This is a genomic window from Streptomyces sp. NPDC049813 (assembly GCF_044465085.1).
GTDB lineage: Bacteria > Actinomycetota > Actinomycetes > Streptomycetales > Streptomycetaceae > Streptomyces.
In genome coordinates this window covers 242,706-265,717 of record NZ_JBITLI010000002.1, presented here as the reverse complement: position 1 = coordinate 265,717, position 23,012 = coordinate 242,706, and the positions used below count along the sequence as shown (strand labels likewise).

The window sequence follows — 23,012 nt, the reverse complement described above, 5'->3', positions numbered from 1 at the left end:
CACCTTCACACCGTGCGCGCGCCGCCGTACTTCTCCACGTACGTCCGTGCCACCCGCACCACCTCCGGGTGGAGCGCGTCCCCCGCGGCGAACACCCGCGGCAGCAGCTCGCGCTCGGTCATCAGGGCCCGGAACTCGAAGGCCACGGTCACCTCGTGCGCGGGCCGGTGCACGATCTCGATGGCGTCCCCCGCCCGGATCTCGCCCGGCTCGATCACCCGCAGGTACGCGCCCGGCCGCTGCTCCCGCGTGAACCGCTTGACCCAGCCCTTCTCACCCAGGTGCCCCTGGAAGGTCTGGCACGGGATGCGGCTGGCGCTGACCTCAAGAAGCAGGTCGGCGCCGATCCGCCAGCGCTCGCCGATCTTGGCCCCGGCGACGTCGACGCCCTCGGTGGTGAGGTTCTCCCCGAAGGTGCCGCTGGGCAGGGTCCGGCCGAGTGCCTGCTCCCAGGCGTCCAGGTCCTCCCGCGCGAACGCGTACACGGCCTGGTCGTCACCGCCGTGGTGCCGGGTGTCGCACACGGCGTCCCCCGCCAGCCCGCTCGCGCCGGTCCCCTTGGCTCCCGGCGCGGCCACCCGCACGGGCCCGGTGACCGGCTGCTTGTCGATGCCGGTGACGCCCTCGGGCTGGTCGGTGTAGTCGACGGCCCCGGGCCGGCCCAGATTGAGTGAGAGCAGCTTCATGACAGGGAACGCTACGGGACCCGTGACCAAAGCCGCCACGCATTAATCGGCGTTCACCCCAAGCACCGCTTATCCTTGAACCATGATCGAGGCCCGTCATCTCCGTGTCCTGCGCGCCGTGGCCGCCACCGGCTCCTTCTCGGCGGCCGCCCGCGAGCTGGGCTGCACCCAGCCCGCCGTCAGCCAGCAGATGAAGGCCCTGGAGTCCTCGGCCGGCACCCCGCTGCTGATCCGCACGGGCCGGGAGATGCGGCTGACCCAGGCCGGCGAGGCGCTCGTCCGGCACGCGTCGGGCATCCTCGCCGGGCTCACCGCCGCCGAGGAGGAGGTCGCCGCGATCGCGGGCCTGCGCGCCGGCCGCGTCCGCCTCGTCTCCTTCCCCAGCGGCAGCTCCACCCTGGTCCCGACGGCGCTGGCCGCCCTGCGCGCCGCGCACCCCGGCACCCGCGTCTCGCTGGTGGAGGCGGAGCCGCCGCGCTCGGTGGAGATGCTGCGCGAGGGCGACTGCGACGTGGCTCTCGCCTTCCGGTACGAGGGGGCCCACGCGGCGCAGGAGTGGGACGACCTGGTGGTCCGCCCGCTGCTCGCCGACCGGCTGGTGGGCCTGGTCCCCGAGGGCCACCCGCTGGCCGGGGCCGGCTCGGTGACCATCGACGCCTTCGCCGGCGACCCGTGGATCGCGGGCTGCCCGCGCTGCCGCCGCCAGCTCGTGGAGGTCTGCCGCACCGCCGGGTTCGCGCCGCGCATCGACTTCGCCACCGACGACTATCCGGCGGTGGTCGGTCTCGTCGGCGCGGGGCTCGGGGTCGCCGTCCTGCCCGAACTGGCCATCGAGTCCGTTCGCCCCAAGGGTGCACGCACAGTGACGGTCGAGCCCGCCGTGCGGCGCGAGATCGTCGCGCTCACGCTGCCCGATCTGGCCCAGGTCCCGGCGGTCGCAGCCACCCTCGACCAGCTGGCGACGGCCGCCGCCCGCTGAGCCCGCGGCCACCTCGGACCCGGCAGGGGCGTAGCCGCCCCCGGGCGCGCCCACGACCGGCTGCCGGGCCGCCCCTTCGCAGAAACGTTCCTTCAGTTGCCGGAGGCGGTGGCCGCGCCTCCTTCGGAACCCGCCGCCGCGGTGACGAGCCGGTGGCGGGCGCGCCCCATCAGCTCTTCGCGCTCGTCCTCGGTCAGCCCGCCCCAGACGCCGTACGGCTCGCGCACCTGGAGGGCGTGAGCAGCGCACTCGGCGCGGACCGGGCACCTCATGCAGACCTCTTTCGCCGAGTTCTCGCGCGCGCTGCGCGCCGCTCCCCGCTCGCCTTCCGGGTGGAAGAAGAGCGAGCTGTCGACCCCGCGGCACGCCGCGAGGAGCTGCCAGTCCCACAGATCGGCGTTCGGTCCGGGAAGGCGGGAGAAATCTGCCATTGCGTTGTCCCCTTGTAGCCGGTTGTGACGCGGACGCGGTGCCATGACCGTACATCTACGATCTAAGGAGATGAAAATATGACTCATCGCGAATCTAGCTACAGACACCAGCAAAAGGGAAGAAAAGCCACTAAATGGGGCATGGCTTGTGAGGAAAACCGGCAGGTGCGGGGCGGCGTCTGCCCTGTGTCCGGCTCCTCACGTAGAGTGCCGAACCAGGCCGTCCGACCCGTAACTCTTTCGAGTGACCGTCGTTGGAAGTGCGGAGGCGGTTGAAGGAACAAGCGCTCGGGCATCTGTCCGGTGGTTTGCGAGTGTCGACCGCACAGGTGACGATTCGTACAAAGCCTGGAGGCTCAAGGTGACGCGCATCAGCTGCGGAGGACGGTCATGACATCCGTCCTCGTCTGCGACGACTCCCCGCTTGCCCGAGAGGCGCTGCGCCGCGCGGTCGCGACCGTACCCGGCGTCGAGCGCGTGACGACCGCGGCCAACGGCGAGGAGGTCCTGCGCCGCTGGGGCGCCGACCGCTCGGACCTGATTCTGATGGACGTACGCATGCCCGGACTGGGCGGCGTCGAGACGGTCCGGCGGCTGCTCTCCGCCGACCCCGGTGCGCGCATCATCATGCTCACCGTGGCCGAGGACCTGGACGGCGTGGCCCTCGCCGTCGCCGCCGGCGCCCGCGGGTACCTGCACAAGGACGCGTCCCGCGCCGAGCTGCGGGCCACCGTGACGCAGGCGCTCGCCGACCCGACGTGGCGGCTCGCCCCGCGCCGGCTGCGCTCGGCCGAGATGGGCGCGGCGCCCACCCTCACCGCGCGCGAGATCCAGGTGCTGGAGGGCATGAGCCACGGCCGGTCGAACGCGGAGATCGGGCGCGAGCTCTTCCTCTCCGAGGACACCGTGAAGACGCACGCGCGGCGGCTGTTCAAGAAGCTCGGCGCCTCCGACCGGGCGCACGCGGTGGCCCTCGGCTTCCGCTGGGGCCTCGTGCGGTAGCGCTCCTCGCCGGGAGCGCCGGACGCCCGGTGGTGGCGTGCGGATTTCGTGGTGGCTCAGCGCGCCCCGCGGCGGAGCCGCCGACCGGACCGTCCCGCGCCCCCGGCGGGGCACGGCGGACGGCGCTCTCGCGTTTCGCGCGTGATGCCGCATCCTTGGAGGTGTGGAGTTCCTCGGGGACGGCGATTCGGGCGAGCAGGGTCAGCGAGAGGGGAGGGCGCAGGAGATGAGTTCCGGCGCACCTGCTCATAACGCTTCGGTGCACAACCAGGACCGCGGTGCCACGGACCGCGCGCAGGCAAGGCACCATGGTCCGATGCGCGACGACGAGGCACCGGCCCGGCAGGGGGTCATCGGTACGCTCGTCGGCCGCGCTGTCGACGGCGACCAGCAGGCCACGCACGACCTGCTCGCGCACGTCCATCCGCTGGCCATCCGCTACTGCCGCACCCGGCTCTCCCGGCTCCCGGGCGACGCGCGGCACTTCGTGGAGGACCTCGCCCAGGAAGTCTGTGTCGCGGTGCTGCTCGCGCTGCCGCGGTACAAGGACACCGGTCGCCCCTTCGAGGCCTTCGTCTTCGCCATCGCCGCGCACAAGGTCGCCGACCTGCAGCGGGCCGCGATGCGCGGCCCCGGCTCGACGGCCGTGCCCTCCGACGAGATGCCGGAGCGGCCGGACGACTCGCTCGGCCCCGAGGAGCGGGCGCTGCTCAGCAGCGACGCCGAATGGGCCAAGAAGCTCCTCGCGAACCTGCCGGACAACCAGCGGGAGCTGCTGCTCCTGCGGATCGCGGTGGGGCTCACCGCGGAGGAGACCGGACAGATGTTGGGCATGTCACCCGGCGCCGTGCGGGTCGCCCAGCACCGGGCGCTCAGCCGCCTGCGGGCCCTGGCGGAGCAGTAGCAGACCTTCCCGGTCGCATACGTGGAAACGTACGAAGTGGACCGATGATCTTGCTGGTGGAATGAGACACCCGTGGTTCCCGTTAGCATGGACATCCGCACCGATCAAGGCCATTTGGGGAAGGTGTCATGACTGCAAACGGCGGTCCCTCGACCGGGGTGCCCGACAAATTCGCGACACTCGGGCTGACCTACGACGACGTGCTGCTGCTGCCGGGCGCGTCGGAGGTGCTGCCGAACGCGGTCGACACCTCGTCCCGCATCTCCAGGAACGTCCGGGTGAACATCCCGCTGCTCTCCGCGGCGATGGACAAGGTCACCGAGGCCCGGATGGCGATCGCCATGGCCCGTCAGGGCGGCGTCGGCGTGCTGCACCGCAACCTCTCCATCGCGGACCAGGTGAACCAGGTCGACCTGGTGAAGCGGTCCGAGTCCGGCATGGTCACCGACCCGATCACCGTGCACCCGGACGCGACGCTCGCCGAGGCCGACGCGCTCTGCGCCAAGTTCCGCATCAGCGGCGTCCCGGTGACCGATCCGGCGGGCAAGCTGCTCGGCATCGTCACCAACCGCGACATGGCCTTCGAGAACGACCGCAGCCGTCAGGTCCGCGAGGTCATGACGCCGATGCCGCTCGTCACCGGCAAGGTCGGGATCAGCGGTGTGGACGCGATGGAGCTGCTGCGCCGCCACAAGATCGAGAAGCTGCCGCTGGTCGACGACGCCGGGGTGCTCAAGGGCCTCATCACCGTCAAGGACTTCAAGAAGGCCGAGCAGTACCCGAACGCGGCGAAGGACGCCGAGGGCCGGCTGCTCGTCGGCGCCGCCGTGGGCGCGAGCCCCGAGGCGCTGGAGCGGGCCCAGGCGCTCGCCGGGGCGGGCGTCGACTTCCTCATCGTCGACACCTCGCACGGCCACAACAGCAACGCGCTGAGCTGGATGGCGAAGATCAAGTCGAGCGTCGGCATCGACGTCATCGGCGGGAACGTGGCGACGCGGGACGGCGCGCAGGCCCTCATCGACGCCGGTGTCGACGGCGTCAAGGTCGGTGTCGGACCGGGCTCGATCTGCACCACGCGCGTGGTCGCCGGCATCGGCGTCCCGCAGGTCACCGCGATCTACGAGGCGGGGGTCGCGGCCCGCGCGGCCGGCGTCCCGGTCATCGGCGACGGCGGCCTGCAGTACTCCGGCGACATCGGCAAGGCGCTCGCCGCCGGCGCCGACACGGTGATGCTCGGCTCGCTCCTCGCGGGCTGCGAGGAGTCGCCGGGCGAGCTGATGTTCATCAACGGCAAGCAGTTCAAGTCGTACCGCGGCATGGGGTCGCTCGGTGCCATGCAGTCGCGCGGCCAGGGCCGCTCGTACTCCAAGGACCGCTACTTCCAGGCCGAGGTCTCCTCCGACGACAAGCTCGTGCCCGAGGGCATCGAGGGCCAGGTGCCCTACCGCGGCCCGCTCGCCAACGTGCTGCACCAGCTCGTCGGCGGCCTGCGCCAGACGATGGGGTACGTCGGCGCGGCGAGCATCGACGAGATGGAGACCAAGGGCCGCTTCGTGCGCATCACGTCCGCGGGGCTCAAGGAGAGCCACCCGCACGACATCCAGATGACGGTCGAGGCGCCGAACTACAGCCGTAAGTGACACCGACGCCTGGTGAGGGGCGGTCCCGCATTGCCGGGGCCGCCCCTCACCCGTGTGTCGGGGATACTGGACGGGCAGACCAAGAGGGAAAGGCCCACACAACGTGACTGAGATCGAGATCGGGCGCGGCAAGCGCGGCCGCCGCGCGTACGCCTTCGACGACATCGCCGTCGTACCGAGCCGGCGCACCCGCGACCCGAAGGAGGTCTCGATCGCCTGGCAGATCGACGCCTACCGCTTCGAGCTGCCCTTCCTGGCCGCGCCCATGGACTCCGTCGTCTCCCCGGCGACCGCGATCCGGATCGGTGAGCTGGGCGGCCTCGGCGTGCTCAACCTCGAAGGCCTGTGGACCCGGTACGAGGACCCGCAGCCGCTGCTCGACGAGATCGCCGGGCTGGACACCGACGACGCGACGAACGCCACCCGCCGCCTCCAGGAGATCTACGCGGCGCCGATCCAGGCCGAGCTGATCAAGCAGCGCATCAAGGAGGTGCGCGACTCCGGTGTGGTCACCGCCGCCGCGCTCTCCCCGCAGCGCACCGCCGAGTTCTCCAAGGCCGTGGTGGACGCGGGCGTCGACATCTTCGTGATCCGCGGGACCACGGTCTCCGCCGAGCACGTGTCGGGCGCCGCCGAGCCGCTCAACCTCAAGCAGTTCATCTACGAGCTCGACGTGCCGGTGATCGTCGGCGGCTGCGCCACGTACACGGCCGCGCTGCACCTGATGCGGACCGGCGCCGCGGGCGTCCTGGTCGGCTTCGGCGGCGGCGCCGCGCACACCACGCGCAACGTGCTGGGCATCCAGGTGCCGATGGCCACCGCCGTCGCCGACGTGGCCGCGGCCCGCCGCGACTACATGGACGAGTCCGGCGGCCGGTACGTGCACGTCATCGCCGACGGCGGCGTGGGCTGGTCCGGTGACCTGCCGAAGGCGATCGCGTGCGGCGCGGACGCCGTGATGATGGGTTCGCCGCTGGCCCGTGCGACGGACGCGCCCGGCCGCGGCCACCACTGGGGCATGGAGGCCGTGCACGAGGACGTGCCGCGCGGCAAGAAGGTCGACCTGGGCACCGTGGGCACCACCGAGGAGGTCCTCACCGGCCCCTCGTCCACGCCGGACGGGTCGATGAACATCTTCGGCGCGCTCAAGCGGGCCATGGCCACGACCGGCTACAGCGAGCTCAAGGAGTTCCAGCGGGTCGAGGTCACGGTGGCGGACTCGCAGCACCGGCGCTGACGCCGTGCCGTAGCAGGAGTAGCAGGAGTAGCAGGACATGAGTGGGGCCCCCGCCGGTTCGGCGGGGGCCCCACTCATGTGTGGTGCGTGGTGGTGCGGGTCAGGCGGCGGCGCGCTTGGCGGCGCCGAACGCGGCGAAGCCGCCGACCGCGAGGAAGAGCCACGTCTTGATGTCCGCCTCCTGCTTCCACGCCGCGTTGAGGTCGCGGAAGTGCTGGAAGAGGACGTCGAGGAAGGACATGTCGGCGTACTCGCCGATCGCCATCGCGTAGCCGGTGAGCTGGCCGAGGTACACGGCGGCGATCGCGAGGAGCGCGCAGACGGCCGGGAGCACCGGGTTGCGGCCGCCGAGCTTGCCCGCGGCGAAGCCGATGACGGCGCCGACCGCCACGGCCGCGTAGCCGATCTCGTGCTCGGTGGCCTTCATGACGGCGCCGTAGATCCAGGCCGTGACGAGAGCCAGGACGACGGCGGCGACGATGCCGAGGGCGGCCTTCCCGCCGCGTCCGCCCTGGGCGGGCAGCGGCGCGAAGCCGCCCGGCTGGGCCTGCTGCTGCGGGAACGGCGCGTACGGCTGCTGCGGGGCGCCGGGCTGCGGCGGCTGCTGCGCGTACGGGTTGCCGTCCTGCGGCTGTGACTGTGACTGTGGCTGTGGGTGCGGCGGCTGGGTCATGCGGTCCCCCCGAAGAGTGAGCATGGGCACGGGTGTGCCCAGAAAGCCCGCACAGTAGCAGTTCAGAGCCGGTGGGCGGCGCCCGCCGGAGTCGCACCCCTGGTGTCCAGGAGCAACTGCGCCTTGACCGCCAGGCCCTGGAGGTCGTACGTGCGGTGCTGCTGGAGCAGGATCGTCAGGTCGGCGCCGGCCGCGGCCTCGTAGAGGGAGTCGGCGCGCGGGACCGGGCGGTCCAGGATGTTCCAGGAGGGGACGTACGGGTCGTGGTAGCTGACGGCCGCGCCCAGGTGCATGAGGCGGGTGGCGATCTCCTGGGCGGGGGCGCCCTGCTGGTCGGCGAGGTCCGGCTTGTAGGTGATGCCGAGGAGCAGGACGCGGGCGCCGCGGGCGGACTTGCCGTGCTCGTTCAGGAGCGCGGCCGCGCGCTGGACGACGTAGGCCGGCATGTGGTCGTTGACCTGGCGGGCCAGCTCCACCATGCGCAGCGGGCGGGCCGGCAGGTGGCGGCCGGTGAGGTCCTGGGGGAGGGCGTGGCCGCCGACGCCGGGCCCGGGGCGGAAGGCCTGGAAGCCGAAGGGCTTGGTCTCGGCGCAGCGGATGACGTCCCAGAGGTCCACGTTCAGGTCGTGGCAGAGCACGGCCATCTCGTTGACCAGGGCGATGTTGACGTGGCGGTAGTTGGTCTCCAGGAGGTGGACCGTCTCCGCCTCGCGGGGGCCCCGGGCGCGGACGACCTTGTCGGTGAGGCGGCCGTAGAAGGTCGCCGCGGACTCGGTGCAGGCCGGGGTGTACCCCCCGATGACCTTGGGGGTGGCGGCGTAGGGGCGGCTGCGGTTGCCGGGGTCGACCCGGCCGGGGGCGTGGGCCAGGTGGAAGTCGCGGCCCGCACGCAGCCCCGAGCCCTCTTCGAGGAGGGGGAGCAACACGTTCTCCGTGGTGCCGGGCGGGACCGGCGACTCGATGATCACCGTGGTGTGCGGGCGCAGGTGGGCGGCGAGGGTGCGGACGGCCTCGGTGACGGGGCCGAGGGAGGGGGCGCCGTCGGCGCCGGGCGGGGTGGGGGCGCAGACGACGGCGGTCCGCACCCGGCCCAGTTCGGCGGGGTTGGCGGTGGGCCGGAAGCCGCCCGCCAGCATGCGGCGGACGTCGGCGGCGGTCAGGGCCGCGTCGTCGCCGTCGCCGGGGACGCGGCCCGCGGCGAGGTCGCGTGCGCGGTCCGGATCGTGGCCGACGGTGGCGATGCCTGCGGCGACGGCGGTCTGCGCGAGCGGCAGGCCGAGGTGGCCGAGGCCGATGACGGCGAGGTCTGCGGGCATGGTGCCGTCCTTCCCGGGAGGCGGACCGGCTTCTAGCCGGAGCGGGACGAGTGCGCAAGCCCGGTGGTCAGGTCGGGCGAGCGCACTGTCACACTAGGAGTAAATATGACCGATATGCGGTATTGCGCCGCGTTCGGTCGTGGAGTGTTGCCCGGGCGGTCGCGTAGTGGCTGGAACCGGTCAGGGAGTGAAGAATCGGGGCAAGTCGCACTTCGTGCCCTGCTTGCGCCCTGTGAGCCCGGGTACATCTGCCGGTGAGGCCGGCGCCACGACAGCGGGAGGCAGCAGTGAAGGCAGCGACACTGGGACCCGGGCAGCGCGCACAGGCCCTCGCGACGATGGCCGAGGGCGAACTGGACATCCTGGTCGTGGGCGCCGGGGTGGTGGGCGCCGGCACCGCACTCGACGCGGTGACCAGAGGCCTGTCCACCGGCCTCGTCGAGGCGCGGGACTGGGCGTCGGGCACGTCCAGCCGGTCCAGCAAGCTGATCCACGGCGGCCTGCGCTACCTGGAGATGCTGGACTTCGCCCTCGTCCGGGAGGCGCTGAAGGAGCGGGGGCTGCTCCTGGAGCGGCTCGCCCCGCACCTGGTGAAGCCGGTGCCGTTCCTCTACCCCTTGCAGCACAAGGGGTGGGAGCGGCTGTACGCGGGCTCGGGCGTCGCTCTGTACGACGCGATGTCCATGGCGCGCGGGCACGGGCGCGGGCTGCCCACGCACCGGCATCTGACCCGCCGCCACGCGCTGCGCGTCGCGCCCTGCCTGAAGAAGGACGCCCTGGTCGGCGCCTTGCAGTACTACGACGCGCAGATGGACGACGCCCGCTATGTCGCGACGCTGGTGCGCACCGCCGCCAAGTACGGGGCGAAGACCGCCAACCGGGCCCGCGTGACCGGGTTCCTGCGCGAGGGCGAGCGGGTCGTCGGCGCCCGCGTGCGGGACATCGACGGGGGCGCGGGGGGCGGCGAGTACGAGATCCGCGCCAAGCAGGTCGTCAACGCCACCGGCGTGTGGACCGACGACACGCAGGCCATGGTCGGCGAGCGCGGGCAGTTCCACGTCCGCGCCTCCAAGGGCATCCACCTCGTCGTGCCCAAGGACCGCATCAACTCGACGACCGGGCTGATCCTGCGCACCGAGAAGAGCGTGCTCTTCGTGATCCCGTGGGGACGGCACTGGATCGTCGGCACCACCGACACCGAGTGGGACCTCGACAAGGCCCACCCGGCGGCCTCCAGCGCCGACATCGACTACCTGCTGGAGCACGTGAACTCCGTGCTGGGCGTGCCCCTTACGCGCGACGACGTCCAGGGCGTCTACGCCGGGCTGCGCCCGCTGCTCGCCGGGGAGTCCGACGCCACCAGCAAGTTGTCGCGCGAGCACACCGTCGCCCACCCCGTGCCCGGGCTCGTCGTGGTGGCGGGCGGCAAGTACACGACGTACCGCGTCATGGCGAAGGACGCCGTCGACGAGGCCGTGCACGCGCTCGACCAGCGGGTCGCCGAGTGCGTCACCGAGGACGTGCCGCTGGTGGGCGCCGAGGGGTACCGGGCGCTGTGGAACGCGCGGGCGCGGATCGCCGCGCGCACCGGCCTGCACGTGGTGCGCATCGAGCATCTCCTCAACCGCTTCGGGGCGTTGGCGCAGGAGGTGCTCGAACTGATCGCCGCCGACACCGGTCTCGGAGCGCCGCTGACCGGCGCCGACGACTACCTGCGGGCGGAGGTCGTCTACGCGGCCTCGCACGAGGGCGCCCGCCACCTCGACGACGTGCTGACCCGGCGGACCCGCATCTCCATCGAGACGTTCGACCGCGGGACGCGGTGCGCGCGGGAGGTGGCCGAGTTGATGGCGCCGGTGCTGGGCTGGGACCAGGACCAGGTCGAGCGGGAGGTCACCCATTACGAGAAGCGGGTGGAGGCCGAGCGCGAGTCGCAGTTGCAGCCGGACGACCTCACGGCCGACGCGGCCCGGCTGGGAGCGCCCGACATCGCACCGTTGTGACGGTTCGCCAGGTGGCCGGATCGGGCCGCCGGGGGCGGGCGCCGGGCCGCTTCGCGCCCCGGTGACCAGGAGTGTCACCCCCAGGCCCTTGCTCTTGGTGACGAGCAGCGGAAGAGTGGGCCCCACAGAAGGATCAACGGGCGGCGCGGCCGCCCGGATCCAGACAGAGAAGAACCGCGGTCACAGGTATGACCGGGAGTGTCCGGAGTGCGGGCAGGACGGTCCCTTCGCCCACGCGGTCCGACTGACGGGACGTTCTGTGCGAACGGCGTCCCAGGGGCGACCCTGGGCGTCGGACGGTCCTCGCGTGAGGGACAATGAAGGCTCTGTCAGGGCGGGTTGCAGAGGGGACGCATGTCGGAGGCGGAGCGGGCGGGCGAGGCCCGTCAGGACAAGAGCGCTCGTCAGGACGCGTCCGTCAAGGACGCGCCGGACACCGGCGACGACCGGGACGGGCAGGGTCCCGCCGGTCGGGAGTCCGCTTCCGGCCGGGACGGGACCGGACGGCTGCTCGCCGGGCGGTACCGGCTCGGCGACGTGCTCGGCCGGGGCGGCATGGGCACCGTCTGGCGGGCCAAGGACGAGACGCTCGGACGGACCGTCGCGGTCAAGGAGCTGCGCTTCCCGTCGAGCATCGACGACGAGGAGAAGCGGCGCCTGATCACGCGCACCCTGCGCGAGGCGAAGGCGATCGCCCGGATCCGCAACAACGGCGCCGTCACCGTCTTCGACGTCGTCGACGAGGACGACCGCCCGTGGATCGTCATGGAACTCGTCGAGGGCAAGTCCCTCGCCGAGGCCGTGCGCGAGGACGGCGTGCTCACCCCGAGGCGCGCGGCCGAGGTCGGCCTCGCCATCCTCGACGTGCTGCGCTCCGCGCACCGCGAAGGCATCCTGCACCGCGACGTGAAGCCGTCGAACGTGCTGATCGCCGAGGACGGCCGGGTGGTCCTCACCGACTTCGGCATCGCCCAGGTCGAGGGCGACCCCTCCATCACCTCCACCGGCATGCTGGTCGGCGCGCCCTCCTACATCTCGCCCGAGCGGGCCCGCGGCCACAAACCGGGCCCCGCCGCCGACATGTGGTCGCTCGGCGGACTGCTGTACGCGGCCGTGGAAGGCGTGCCCCCGTACGACAAGGGGTCGGCGATCGCGACGCTGACCGCCGTGATGACCGAGCCGGTCGACCCGCCGAAGAACGCGGGCCCGCTGGAGCCGGTGATCTACGGGCTGCTCGCCAAGGACCCCGCGCAGCGGCTCGACGACGCCGGGGCACGGGCCCTGCTGAGCGATGTCGTGCACGCGCCCGTGGCGGAGCCGGTCGCCGAACCGGAGCCGGCCGACGCCACCAGGGTGGTGCCGCTGCCGCCGGTGCCGGGCCCCGACGAGGCGCAGGGCAAGGCCGGTTCGGCCGCGGGCGCCAGGAGCGAGGAGGCCGCGGAGAAGCTGCGCGGCGCCCTCAAGTCGGTGCGCAAGGCCGCCGTCGCCGCGACCACCGCCCGGGAGAAGCCCGCCGCGGCCACCACCGCGTCGGCGTCCGCCGCCGGGCGCATCCCGGCGCAGCCCGGCGGGCCGCCGCGCACCCCCGCCAGGGCCTCGATCACCGACGTCGTGCCGCGCCGCACGCTCGCGATCATCGCGGTGATCGTCGTGCTCGCCGTCATCGGCGTCGTCCTGGGCCTCACCCTGGGCGGCGACGACACCGGTGGTGACGCCAAGGGCGGCGACAAGGCCACCTCGGCCGGGGCCACCGGCTCCGGCGGCGACCAGGGTCAGGCCCAGGACGACGACAAGGACAACGGCAAAGAGGCGAACGGCCAGGACGACGGGAAGGGTTCGGGCGAGAGCGAGAACGAACCCGACGAGAACGAGCCGGACGAGAACGAGAGCAGCGGGAGCGGCTCCGGGCAGGGGGCCTCGCCCAGCAGCGACGCCGGTTCCGGCGCGGACTCCGACACCGCCACGTACAAGCACTCCCAGGGCTTCTCGATCGGTCTGCCCAAGGGGTGGAAGTACGCCTCGACCAGCGCGGCCGGGGCGCGCTTCACCGGGCCCGACGGGCAGAAGCTGCTGGTCGGCTGGACCGGGACGCCGAAGTCCGACCCGGTCCAGGACTGGCGCAACCAGGAGAACTACATGCGGCGGTCCCAGTACCACCGCATCCGGATAGAGGCGGTCGACTACCGCGGCTGGTCCACGGCCGACTGGGAGTTCACCTACGTCGACGGGGGCACCAAGTACCGCTCGATAGACCGGGGTTTCGTGGTCAACGGGTCGCTGGGGTACGGGCTGATGTACACGGCCAAGGACGCCGACTGGAGCGGTGCGGGGCGCGCGTCGACGTGGAAGACGTTCACGGAGTCCTTCAAACCCAAGGCGTGACCGGTCGTTCCGTCACTGTGCGTAGAGCCCGGCGGTCCCGCCGGGCGAGCTTGTCGGCAAAGCGTAAGAGTCCTGACCCTGGAGGCCCTTCGGCACGTATCGTGAGTGCCTGCGGACCGTACGCAGCCGTATCGGGAGGCGACGTGACGCGACAGTTCGTATAACTGGGCACGAAGCGAACGGAATTGACCGCAGCGCGGATCAGGAGCGCGGATCAGGGAGGCGTCGTGGACGAGTACGCGGGACGGGTGCTCGCCGACCGTTACCGTCTGCCCGTGCCGGCCGCCGACGCGTACGAGTTCGCGGAGACCCGCGCCTTCGACACGTACAGCGGGCAGGAAGTCCTGGTGCGGCAGGTGCCGTTGCCGGAGGTCGTCGAGGCCGAGGTGCTCGACGCGGACGGGCTGCCGGAGGGGTTCAGGCCCGGGGGGCCGGCCGTCCGGGGCTCCGCCGAGCCGGCCGTCGCGCGGGCCATCGAGGCCGCGCAGGCCGCGGCCCAGATACCCGACCACCCCCGGCTCGACCAGGTCTTCGACGTGTTCGCCGAGGGCGGCTCGCTGTGGGTCGTCAGCGAGGTCGTCGCGGCGCGGCCGCTGGCGGCGGTGCTGGCGCAGGCGCCGCTCAGCCCCTACCGGGCCGCGGAGGTCGCCTCCGACGTGCTCACCGCGCTGCGGGCGCTGCATGCGCACGGGTGGGTGCACCGGAACATCACCGCGCGGACCGTGCTGGTCTGTGACGACGGGCGGGTCGTGCTGACGGGGATGGCGGCGGGGGCCGCCGAGGAGGCCCTGTGCGGGTTCGATCCGCGGCCCGTCGCGGAGAGCGGGGCGGAGTCCGGGGGCGGGGCCGAGCCGGAGCCTGAGCCTGAGTTCGAGAGTGAGCCCGAGGCCGCTCTGCCTGAGGTGCAGCCCGATCCCGGGGACTTCCGGGCCGCCCGGGCCGGGGCCATCGCGGCGTATCGCGCGGGGGCGCGGGCCGCGGCGGGCGGGGAGGCCTGGCACGGGGCCGTGCCCCGGCCCGGGCGGGGTGACATCTCGCCCGAGGGCGGGGGGGTGCGGCCCGCGCGGTGGGACGAGCTCGTCGCCGCCGAGACCGAGGACACGGGGCTCCGCCCCGGACCCCGCTCCTCAAGCGCCGGAGGGGCTGGATCTGCGTCCGGTGGGGCTGAGTTCGCGCCCGGTGGGGCGGAGTTCGCGCCCGGTGGGGCTGAGTTCGCGCCCGGTGGGGCTGATGAGCGGTGGGGCGCCGACGCCGAGGACACGGGGCTCCGCCCCGGACCCCGCTCCTCAAGCGCCGGAGGGGCTGGGTCTGCGTCCGGTGGGGCTGAGTTCGCGCCGGGCGGGGCGGGGAGTGCGCCCAGTGGGGCTGGATACGCGCCCGGCGGAGCCGGGAGTGGGCTCGGGGGTGTGGCCGCTGAGCGGGCTCGGCAGGTGCGGATGACCGTGGTGGGGCCCGTCACCGAGCGGTGGGCGCCCGAGCAGGCCTACCCCGTGCAGGAGAGCTGGCAGCTGGCCCCGCCCGTGGGGCCCGCCACCGATCTGTGGGCGCTGGGCGCCCTGCTCTTTAGGGCCGTGCAGGGACACGCGCCGTACCCGGAGGAGTCCACCTCGGAGCTGGTCCAGATGGTGTGCGCGGAACCGCCCGCGTTCGCCGAGGAGTGCGGGCCGCTGCGGCCCGTCGTGGAGTCCCTGTTACGGCAGGACCCCACCGAGCGGCTCGACTTCGAGGAACTGCGGGGCTGGCTGCGGTCGTTGGTGCGGTCCGCGCCGGAGCCGGAGGCCGGGGCGAACGTCGTGCCCGCGCCCCCGTTCGACGCCACCCGGCTGCCGATCGTACGGCGCAGGGGCGAGCTCGTCCGGCGGCGCGCCCGGCACCGCCGCGGCCGGGCCGAGCGCGCCCCGAGGCCCGCGCGGGCCCCGAAGCCGCAGAAGGCACCGAAGCCGCAGAAGGTGCCCAGGGCCCAGCGCGTACCGAGGGCGGAGCAGACGGCCGCGCTGCGGGCCGAGCGCGTCGAGCGGGACGCCAGGGCCCCGCGGGCGCCGGGTGCGCGGCCCGGCCGGGCGCCCGGTTCGCTCGGGCGGCGGCTGCTGATCCTGGTGCTGGCCGGACTCGTCGGCGCGGTGGCGTACGCGATGGTGTTCATGCCGAAGGACGAGGCCGGGTCCGGGACGAAGGAGAACGCGAACTCGGTGGGCGGCGCACCCGAGCGCACCCCGCCCAGGCCGTCCGCAACGCCGGACGGCAAGAACAGCTCCGGCCCGTCCAGCACCCAGCCGCAGTCCGACGTCGCCGCGGGCTTCACCCTGCGCAAGGACCCCGAGGGCTTCGAGGTCGCCGTCGCGCGCGGCTGGCAGCGGCAGGGGAAGAACGGGCGGGGCCAGGTCCGGTACACGCACGGCGACTTCGAGCTGCTCCTGGTCCCCGGCCGCGACTCCACGTCGGCGTACGGCGACGACCCGATGAAGTACCAGCGCGAGCACGAGCGGGAGTTGCAGCCGTTCCGCGACTCCACCTGGGCCACGTCCAGCGGCATGAAGACCATCGACGTCGGCGGGCGGCCCATGGCGGAGGGGCAGTTCACCTGGGAGGGCTCCGACGGGCACGAGGTCTTCGTACGCAATCTGGCCATGGTCGTCGGCGGCAGGTTCCACGTCGTCCAGGTGCTCGGTCCTGAGGCCGAGCGCGACGAGGTGACGCGGCTGTACGACCAGGCCTCGGCTACCTACCAGTACGGCGGCTGAACCGGGAAATACCGGACGCGACGCGCGTCACAGTGCTGTCTCCATGGCACCCCGCCTGTTCCTTGAGCGGCGCCCGCTCCCTAGTGTGGCCCTGTCAAGACCATGGGTGGGAACGTGAATCAGATGCAGGGCCAGCTCCTCGCGAACCGCTACCGGCTCGGTGAATCGATCGGCCGCGGCGGCATGGGCCGCGTGTGGAGCGCCCATGACGAAGTGCTGCACCGGGCGGTCGCCGTCAAGGAACTGACGGCGGCTCAGTGGGTCGCCGAGGCCGACCGCGCCATCCTGCTCGCACGGACCCAGACGGAGGCGCGGGCCGCCGCGCGCATCAACCACCCCGCCGTCGTCACCGTGCACGACGTGCTGGAGCACGACGACCGGCCGTGGATCGTCATGGAGCTGGTGGACGGGCCTTCCCTGGCCGACGCCGTCAAGGAGCACGGCCGGATCGTGCCCGCCGAGGCGGCGCGGATCGGGCTGTGGACGCTGCGGGCCCTGCGCGCGGCGCACCGGGCCGGCGTACTGCACCGCGACGTGAAGCCGGGCAACGTGCTGCTCGCCAAGGACGGCCGCGTCAAGCTCACCGACTTCGGGATCGCCCAGGTCGAGGGCGACTCCACCATCACACGGACCGGCGAGATCGTGGGCTCCGTCGACTATCTCGCCCCGGAGCGGGTGAGCGGGTCCGAGCCGGGCCCCGCCTCCGACCTGTGGGCGCTGGGCGCCACCCTGTACACGGCCGTCGAGGGTGTCTCTCCCTTCCGGCGCACCTCCCCGATCAGCACGATGCAGGCCGTCATCGAGGACGAGCCCGAGGTCCCCGAGTACGCGGGGGCGATGGGGCCCGTCATCAGCGCGCTGCTGCGCAAGGACCCGGCCGACCGGCCCACCGCGGACGAGGCCGAGCTGATGCTCGCCGAGGCCGCGGAGGGGCGGCGGGCCGGCGCGGCGCAGGCCTACGTGCCGACGCGGGTGGAGCAGGCGCCGGACCCGCGGCCGGTGACCGCGCCCACCGTGACGCCGCCCGCGCCCCCGGCGCCCGCCACGCCCGGCGCGGCCGCACCGGGGCGGCGCTGGCCGCGGGTGCTGCTCGCCGCCGTCGCCGCGCTGGCGATCGCGGGTGGCGGGGTCGCCGGGGCGACGTACTACGCCGATCACCGCGACGGCGGCGGGAATTCGGCTCATCAGGACGCCGGCGGGCAGGGCGGCGCCGACGGGCAGCAGGACGGCAAGGACGCCACGTCGGGGCAGGGCGGCCAGTCCGGTGAGGACGGCAAGGGCACCGTGTCCGGGGCGATACCCGACGACTGGGAGCGGGTCCAGGACGTCGAGGGGTTCAGCCTGATGCTGCCGCCGGGCTGGAAGCGGCAGGCGAACGGGGAGCAGATCGACTACACGCCGGACGGCGGCCAGACCTTCGTACGGATCGCCGTCGACACGTCGCCCGACTGGCCCGACTCGTACCAGCACCAGCTCGACCTGGAGAAGAACCTTCAGGCCAAGCTGCCCGACTACCGGCGCGTGGCGCTCGACTCCAACACCTACCGGGACCGGCCCGGATCGCTCTGGGAGTTCACCTGGACGGCCGGGACCCAGGACGCGACGTCCGGCGCGCGGCACGCCATCGAGGAGACGTACCGGGAGACCGACGGTACGGAGTACGTCCTGTACCTCTCCGTGCCGGAGGCCGACTGGGACGGGGCCCGTGAGCAGTTCGACGCGATCCTGCGGGGATGGCAGCCCGCTTAACCGTCGTTGCTGACCGGAACGGTACAGTCCCCGCCCGCATGTGTGCGGCATGATGGGGCGCATGGGGACCGAGGGGGACAACGTCCGTGTGATCGGGGGGCGTTACCGGCTGGAGGCCAGGATCGGTCGGGGCGGCATGGGGGTCGTCTGGCGGTCCACCGACACGTTGCTCGCGCGACAGGTCGCCGTGAAGGAACTCGCCGTCGACGAGTCGCTCTCCGAGGCGCAGGCGCACGAACAGCGGGAGCGGATGCTGCGGGAGGCCCGCGCCGTGGCCCAGCTGCGCCACCCGAACATCATCGTGGTGCACGACGTCGTCCAGCACGACGGCCGCCCGTACATCGTCATGGACCTGGTGAACGGCGGCTCGCTCGCCGACCGGATCGCCCGGCACGGGCCCGTCGACGCCCTGCACGCCGCGCGGATCGGGCTCGCCCTGCTCGGCGCGTTACGCGTCGCCCACGCCGCCGGGGTGCTGCACCGCGACCTCAAGCCCGCGAACGTCCTGCTGGAGTCGGGCACCGCCCGGATCGTGCTCACCGACTTCGGGATCGCCCAGGTCGAAGGGGCCACCACGCTGACCGAGACCGGCGGGTTCGTCGGCTCGCCCGAGTACACCGCGCCGGAGCGGATGGCCGGGGACCGGTCGGGCACCGGGGCCGACCTGTGGTCGCTCGGCGCGCTGCTGTGCGCCGCCCTCTCCGGTGAGTCCCCTTTCCGGCGCGACTCGATGGGCGGCATCCTGCACGCCGTCGTCTACGAGGAGTTCCGGCCGCCCGCCGAGGCCGCGCCGCTGCTCCCGGTGATCCAGGGTCTGCTGGAGCGGGAGCCCGCCCGGCGGATGGGGCTCGACGAGGCCGAGCGGCTGCTGCGCGCGTACGTGGCCACGGGCGCGACCCCGCAGGCGGCGCCGCCCCGCATGGTGGTCGTCGCCGGGACGGACGTGGTCGTGGTGCACCGCCGCCGGGTCCCGACGCGGGTGCTCCTCGTGGCCGCCGCCTTCCTCGCCGCGGTCGCCGGGGCCGGTGTGGCCGCGGCCGCGCTCCTCGCCGACCGGGACGACAACGCGTCGCAGGGGCCGCCGAGTTCGACGTCCGTGCCGACGCGTACCGGGACGGCGTCCGGGTCGCCCACCCCGACCGTGACCGTCACCCGGGAGGAGACCAGGACGGCGACGCCGCGGCCCACGGCGCCGCCCGGGTACCGGACCGTCCGGGACCCGCAGGGGTTCACCGTCGCCGTGCCGCAGGGATTCTCCCGCTCGGTCGACGGGGAGCGGGTGCTGTACATGTCGCCGCGGCGCACCTTCCGGATCGGCGTGCGTACCGCGGGCCCGCTCTCCGGCGGCCCCGCCGCCGAGCAGCGCAGGGCGGCCGCGGACGGGCCGCGCTCCGACCCGGGCTACCGGGACGGCAAGGTCACCGACACCTCGCACGACGCGCACGACGCGGCGCTGTGGGAGTTCACCCGGGACGGGTTCAGCGCCGCCGAGGGGCCCCGGCGCACCATGGACCTGTGCTGGGAGGAGGGCGGCCGGGCCTATCACGTGTGGGTGTCGGCGCCGGTCGGCAGGATCGACGAGGCCCGCGGGTACTTCGACGCCGCCGTCGACACGTTCGTCCCTTCTGCGGGCAATTGATGGAGAACTGACGGGGATTGCCGAGGGATCGCCGCCGGATCACGGGGGGATTGCCGGCGGGCTGGGCACCGGGGCGGTCACAACTCCGTGACCGTGGTGGAAGCGGGGGCGCCCGCGCGGTAGGGATGGACCCATGAGTGACAACGGGGGCCCCTCCTACGGTCCGGACGAACCCACCAGCTTCGGTCTCCAGCCACCGCGGCCGGCGCCTGTGCACGTGCCGCACGAGGGGAACCCGTACGCGGAGGCGCCGCCGCCGCAGCCGGCGTACCAGCGACCCGCCCCACCCGTCCCCGCGCAGCCGGACCCCGGTGCCGGGCGGCTCGTGGCCGGGCGGTACCGCCTGCTGGGCAAGGTGGGCCACGGCGGGATGGGGACCGTGTGGCGGGCCAAGGACGAGACGGTGGACCGCGAGGTCGCCGTCAAGGAGCCCCGGGTCCCGGACCACCTGCCGGACCGGGAGCGGGCCACCGTCTTCGAGCGGATGCGGCGCGAGGCGCGGGCCGCGGCCCGGCTCGACCACCCCGCGGTGGTGACCGTGCACGACGTCGCCGTCGAGGACGGCCGGCCGTGGATCGTCATGGAGTTCGTGCAGGGCCGCTCGCTGGGCGCCGTGCTCCAGGAGGGCACGCTCGGCGCGCGCGAGGCCGCCCGCGTCGGCCTGGAGGTGCTGGGCGCCCTGGAGGCCGCGCACGCCGCCGGCATCCTGCACCGGGACGTGAAACCGGACAACGTCATGCTGGGCCGGTACGACCGTGTGGTCCTCACCGACTTCGGCATCGCCCAGATCGAGGGCGAGACCAGCCTGACGGACACCGGCGGCTTCATCGGCTCGCCGGAGTTCATCGCGCCGGAGCGGGTGCTGGGCCAGCGCCCCGGACCCGCCAGTGACCTGTGGTCGCTGGGCGTCGTGCTGTACGCGGCCACGGAGGGCGTCTCGCCGTTCCGCCGCAGCAACACCCCGGCCACCTTGCAGTCCGTGCTGAACGCGACCCCGGCCGCGCCCGCCGCCGCGCGGGGCCCGCTGGCCGACGTCATCGACGGGCTGCTGCAGAAGGACCCCGCGCGGCGGCCGGACGCGGCCCGGGTCCGCGCCCTCCTCCAGCGGGCCGCCGAACCGCCTGCCCCGCAGCCCACCCAGGTCGTGCGGAGCGGCCCCGCGCGGGGCGGGCTCCGGCTCGGCCGCACGGCCCTGATCGGCATCGGGGCGGCCCTCGTGGCCCTGGCCGCGACCGCGTACGTGGTGGTCGCCGACCCGTTCGCCGGGCCGCTGCCGGACGGCTGGACACAGCGCGAGGAGAAGGCGCTCGGCGTGCGCCTCGCCGTGCCGCGGGACTACCAGACCGGGCGGCCCACCGAGACCGACACGGACAAGGACTGGGTGACGTACACCGACTGGAGCGGCAGCATCCGGGTCGCGGTGAACGTGTCGCGCAAGAAGGACGACGCGCTCCACGCGATCAAGGGCTCCGCCCGCGCCCAGATGTACGACGACGACACCAAGTTCAAGGAGAGCGGCGACTCGAACCTGGACATGCCCGAGGGGGCGAGGACCGCGCCGGACGCCAACGCCGAGTTCCAGGGGCAGGACGCCGCGCGCAACACCGTCGCCTACAAGACGGACGACACCGAGAACCCCCGGCCGCGCGAGATCCGGTTCTTCTACTACAAGAACAAGGCGGGGGACATGTACCGGGTGTCGGTGGGCTATCCCGGCGCGGGCGACTTCACCGCGCGCGGCCGCGCGGTCGCCGGGGACGTCCTCGCCCACCTCGACATTGCCGAGAAATCGGCAAGCTAGCCGGTGGGGGCGGCAAAGCCCCTGATCAGCGGCTTTGCTGCCAGCGATCACTGGCGCGATGTGTGTAGCCGGTGAAAGCCCGTTACCGATGGGTACCGAAAGCGTCGGCTTCGGCATACGCTCCCCACCATGACGGAGTCGCAGGCCACCCCCGAGTACGCAGCCGACGCAGCGGGCCCCGAGACCGCGTCCCCCGCGGCGAGGGCCGGCACCAACCCCCTGGCCGCCGCCCCCGCGGGCGCGCGCACGGCCGCCGACGTGGTCACGCCCGAGCTGGTGGCCCAGCTCGTGCGGGGCGTGGTCGGCTCGGGGCGGACGGCGAACCACACGCCGTTCACCGGCGAGAAGCTGGCTGAGCTGCCCGAGTCGACGCCCGAGGACGTGGCGACCGCCTTCGAGCGGGCCCGCGCCGCCCAGGAGGTGTGGGCGCGGACACCGGTGCGCCGGCGCGCCGCGGTGCTGCTGCGCTTCCACGACCTGGTCCTGGAGCGCCAGGCCGAGGTGCTCGACCTGATCCAGCTGGAGACGGGCAAGGCGCGGCTGCACGCCCACGAGGAGGTGCAGGCCGTCGCTGTCGCCGCCCGCCACTACGGCCGCAAGGCCCCCGCGTATCTGAGGCCCAGGCGGCACACCGGCGCCGTCCCCACCCTCACCAAGGTGACCGAGCTGCGCCAGCCGCGCGGTGTCGTCGGCCAGATCGCGCCCTGGAACTACCCCCTCGAACTCTCCGTCGGCGACGCGCTGCCCGCCTTCGTCGCGGGCAACGCCGTGGTCATGAAGCCCGACACGGAGACCTGCCTGACCGCGCTGTGGGCCCGCGACCTCCTCGTCGAGGCCGGGCTGCCCGCCGAGGTCTTCCAGGTGGTCCTCGGTGAAGGCCCGGTCGTGGGGCCCGAGTTGGTGCGCCACGCCGACTACGTCTCCTTCACCGGCTCCACCCGCACCGGCCGCGAGGTCGCGCAGGGCGCCGCCGCCCGGCTGATCGGCGTCTCGCTCGAACTCGGCGGCAAGAACGCGATGCTGGTGCTGAAGGACGCCGACGTGGACAAGGCGGCGGCCGGCGCGGTGCGGGCCTGCTTCTCCTCCGCGGGTCAACTGTGCATCTCCATCGAGCGGTTGTACGTCCATGACGCCCTGGCCGACGCCTTCCTGGAGCGGTTCGCCGCCCGCACCCGCGCGATGCGGCTCGGCACCTCGCTCGCGTACGGCGCCGACATGGGCTCGCTCGTGGGCGAGCGGCAGCTGGAGACGGTGACCCGGCACGTCGAGGAGGCCGTCGCCAAGGGCGCCACGGTCGTCGCGGGCGGCGTGGCCCGCCCGGACATCGGCCCGTACTTCTTCGAGCCGACCATCCTGGACGGCGTCCAGGCGCCGATGGCGGTCTGCACCGAGGAGACCTTCGGCCCGGTCGTCTCCGTCTACCGCTTCACGGACGAGGACGAGGTCATCGCGCAGGCCAACGCGACGCCGTACGGGCTGAACGCCTCGGTCTGGACGAAGGACGCCAAGCGCGGCCACGCGGTCGCGGCCCGCCTGCGCACCGGCACCGTGAACATCAACGAGGGGTACGCGCCCGCGTACGGCAGCGTCCAGGCGCCCATGGGCGGCATGAAGGACTCCGGGCTCGGCCGCCGCCACGGCAGCGAGGGCCTGCTGAAGTACACCGAGGCGCAGACCGTCGCTCACCAGCGGGTGATGCCGATGGCGCCGTCCTTCGGCATGGACGACGAGAGCTACGCGAAGTTCATGACCCGCAGCCTGAGCGTCATGAAGAAGCTCCGGTTGCGCTGAGGGCGCGAGACCGTACCGACAGGTGGCTCCGCCGCGTG

Annotated in this window: 16 protein-coding genes; 12 read left to right on the top strand and 4 right to left on the bottom strand. The window is 73.3% G+C overall.

The window, feature by feature from the left end; genetic code table 11:
- Positions 1-5: 5 nt before the first annotated feature.
- Entirely contained in the window at positions 6-686 is a 681-nt protein-coding gene (locus tag ACIBW6_RS05210) for an MOSC domain-containing protein (protein ID WP_399056846.1), read from the bottom strand.
- An 82-nt stretch (positions 687-768) separates the two neighbouring features.
- Between ACIBW6_RS05210 and ACIBW6_RS05205 the strand changes: the two genes are divergently transcribed.
- Positions 769-1,665 (top strand): LysR family transcriptional regulator, encoded by an 897-nt coding sequence (locus ACIBW6_RS05205; RefSeq protein ID WP_399056844.1) that lies wholly within the window; start codon positions 769-771, stop codon positions 1,663-1,665.
- 92 nt (positions 1,666-1,757) lie between these two features.
- On the opposite strand, the gene ACIBW6_RS05200 is transcribed toward ACIBW6_RS05205, so the two are convergent.
- Positions 1,758-2,096, bottom strand: a complete 339-nt coding sequence (locus ACIBW6_RS05200; RefSeq protein ID WP_399056842.1) for a WhiB family transcriptional regulator — start codon at positions 2,094-2,096, stop codon at positions 1,758-1,760.
- A 390-nt stretch (positions 2,097-2,486) separates the two neighbouring features.
- On the opposite strand from ACIBW6_RS05200, the gene ACIBW6_RS05195 reads away from it, so the two are divergent.
- From ACIBW6_RS05195 to ACIBW6_RS05180, 4 genes are all read left to right on the top strand, one after another.
- Positions 2,487-3,098: a response regulator transcription factor gene (locus ACIBW6_RS05195; protein WP_003948568.1), complete on the top strand. Its 612-nt coding sequence runs from the start codon at positions 2,487-2,489 to the stop codon at positions 3,096-3,098.
- Positions 3,099-3,414: 316 nt separating this feature from the next.
- On the top strand, positions 3,415-4,002 hold the full coding sequence (locus ACIBW6_RS05190; RefSeq protein ID WP_356495157.1) for a sigma-70 family RNA polymerase sigma factor: 588 nt from the start codon (positions 3,415-3,417) through the stop codon (positions 4,000-4,002).
- A 128-nt stretch (positions 4,003-4,130) separates the two neighbouring features.
- Complete coding sequence (gene guaB / locus ACIBW6_RS05185; RefSeq protein ID WP_399056839.1) at positions 4,131-5,642, top strand: IMP dehydrogenase; 1,512 nt, start codon at positions 4,131-4,133, stop codon at positions 5,640-5,642.
- 103 nt (positions 5,643-5,745) lie between these two features.
- Positions 5,746-6,879 (top strand): GuaB3 family IMP dehydrogenase-related protein, encoded by a 1,134-nt coding sequence (locus tag ACIBW6_RS05180; protein ID WP_399056836.1) that lies wholly within the window; start codon positions 5,746-5,748, stop codon positions 6,877-6,879.
- Positions 6,880-6,979: 100 nt separating this feature from the next.
- On the opposite strand, the gene ACIBW6_RS05175 is transcribed toward ACIBW6_RS05180, so the two are convergent.
- Entirely contained in the window at positions 6,980-7,552 is a 573-nt protein-coding gene (locus ACIBW6_RS05175) for a hypothetical protein (protein ID WP_399056834.1), read from the bottom strand.
- Between the two features lie 62 nt (positions 7,553-7,614).
- On the bottom strand, positions 7,615-8,868 hold the full coding sequence (locus tag ACIBW6_RS05170) for a nucleotide sugar dehydrogenase (RefSeq protein ID WP_399056832.1): 1,254 nt from the start codon (positions 8,866-8,868) through the stop codon (positions 7,615-7,617).
- Positions 8,869-9,155: 287 nt separating this feature from the next.
- Here ACIBW6_RS05170 and ACIBW6_RS05165 point away from each other — a divergent pair, with 287 nt between their 5' ends.
- The 7 genes from ACIBW6_RS05165 to ACIBW6_RS05135 all read left to right on the top strand — a co-directional run bounded on the left by ACIBW6_RS05165 (position 9,156) and on the right by ACIBW6_RS05135 (position 22,974).
- On the top strand, positions 9,156-10,871 hold the full coding sequence (locus ACIBW6_RS05165; RefSeq protein WP_399056830.1) for a glycerol-3-phosphate dehydrogenase/oxidase: 1,716 nt from the start codon (positions 9,156-9,158) through the stop codon (positions 10,869-10,871).
- A 354-nt stretch (positions 10,872-11,225) separates the two neighbouring features.
- Positions 11,226-13,253, top strand: coding sequence for a protein kinase (locus tag ACIBW6_RS05160; RefSeq protein WP_399056828.1), 2,028 nt, complete (start codon positions 11,226-11,228; stop codon positions 13,251-13,253).
- Between the two features lie 227 nt (positions 13,254-13,480).
- Positions 13,481-15,994, top strand: a complete 2,514-nt coding sequence (locus tag ACIBW6_RS05155; RefSeq protein WP_399056826.1) for a protein kinase — start codon at positions 13,481-13,483, stop codon at positions 15,992-15,994.
- 123 nt (positions 15,995-16,117) lie between these two features.
- On the top strand, positions 16,118-17,743 hold the full coding sequence (locus ACIBW6_RS05150) for a serine/threonine-protein kinase (RefSeq protein WP_399057673.1): 1,626 nt from the start codon (positions 16,118-16,120) through the stop codon (positions 17,741-17,743).
- Between the two features lie 61 nt (positions 17,744-17,804).
- Entirely contained in the window at positions 17,805-19,382 is a 1,578-nt protein-coding gene (locus ACIBW6_RS05145) for a serine/threonine-protein kinase (RefSeq protein ID WP_399056824.1), read from the top strand.
- 133 nt (positions 19,383-19,515) lie between these two features.
- A complete protein-coding gene (locus ACIBW6_RS05140; protein ID WP_399056822.1) occupies positions 19,516-21,183 on the top strand; it encodes a protein kinase in 1,668 nt (555 codons plus the stop codon).
- 129 nt (positions 21,184-21,312) lie between these two features.
- Positions 21,313-22,974 (top strand): succinic semialdehyde dehydrogenase, encoded by a 1,662-nt coding sequence (locus ACIBW6_RS05135; RefSeq protein WP_399056820.1) that lies wholly within the window; start codon positions 21,313-21,315, stop codon positions 22,972-22,974.
- Positions 22,975-23,012 lie beyond the last annotated feature (38 nt).

Bases quoted from the DNA above. Each gene is read 5' to 3' on its own strand.
- ACIBW6_RS05135 (WP_399056820.1), top strand. From the start codon at position 21,313: ATGACGGAGTCGCAGGCCACCCCCGAGTACGCAGCCGACGCAGCGGGC.
- ACIBW6_RS05140 (WP_399056822.1), top strand. From the start codon at position 19,516: ATGAGTGACAACGGGGGCCCCTCCTACGGTCCGGACGAACCCACCAGC.
- ACIBW6_RS05160 (WP_399056828.1), top strand. From the start codon at position 11,226: ATGTCGGAGGCGGAGCGGGCGGGCGAGGCCCGTCAGGACAAGAGCGCT.
- ACIBW6_RS05205 (WP_399056844.1), top strand. From the start codon at position 769: ATGATCGAGGCCCGTCATCTCCGTGTCCTGCGCGCCGTGGCCGCCACC.
- ACIBW6_RS05150 (WP_399057673.1), top strand. From the start codon at position 16,118: ATGCAGGGCCAGCTCCTCGCGAACCGCTACCGGCTCGGTGAATCGATC.
- ACIBW6_RS05175 (WP_399056834.1), bottom strand. From the start codon at position 7,552: ATGACCCAGCCGCCGCACCCACAGCCACAGTCACAGTCACAGCCGCAG.
- ACIBW6_RS05170 (WP_399056832.1), bottom strand. From the start codon at position 8,868: ATGCCCGCAGACCTCGCCGTCATCGGCCTCGGCCACCTCGGCCTGCCG.
- ACIBW6_RS05190 (WP_356495157.1), top strand. From the start codon at position 3,415: ATGCGCGACGACGAGGCACCGGCCCGGCAGGGGGTCATCGGTACGCTC.
- ACIBW6_RS05195 (WP_003948568.1), top strand. From the start codon at position 2,487: ATGACATCCGTCCTCGTCTGCGACGACTCCCCGCTTGCCCGAGAGGCG.
- ACIBW6_RS05145 (WP_399056824.1), top strand. From the start codon at position 17,805: ATGGGGACCGAGGGGGACAACGTCCGTGTGATCGGGGGGCGTTACCGG.
- ACIBW6_RS05200 (WP_399056842.1), bottom strand. From the start codon at position 2,096: ATGGCAGATTTCTCCCGCCTTCCCGGACCGAACGCCGATCTGTGGGAC.
- ACIBW6_RS05210 (WP_399056846.1), bottom strand. From the start codon at position 686: ATGAAGCTGCTCTCACTCAATCTGGGCCGGCCCGGGGCCGTCGACTAC.
- guaB (WP_399056839.1), top strand. From the start codon at position 4,131: ATGACTGCAAACGGCGGTCCCTCGACCGGGGTGCCCGACAAATTCGCG.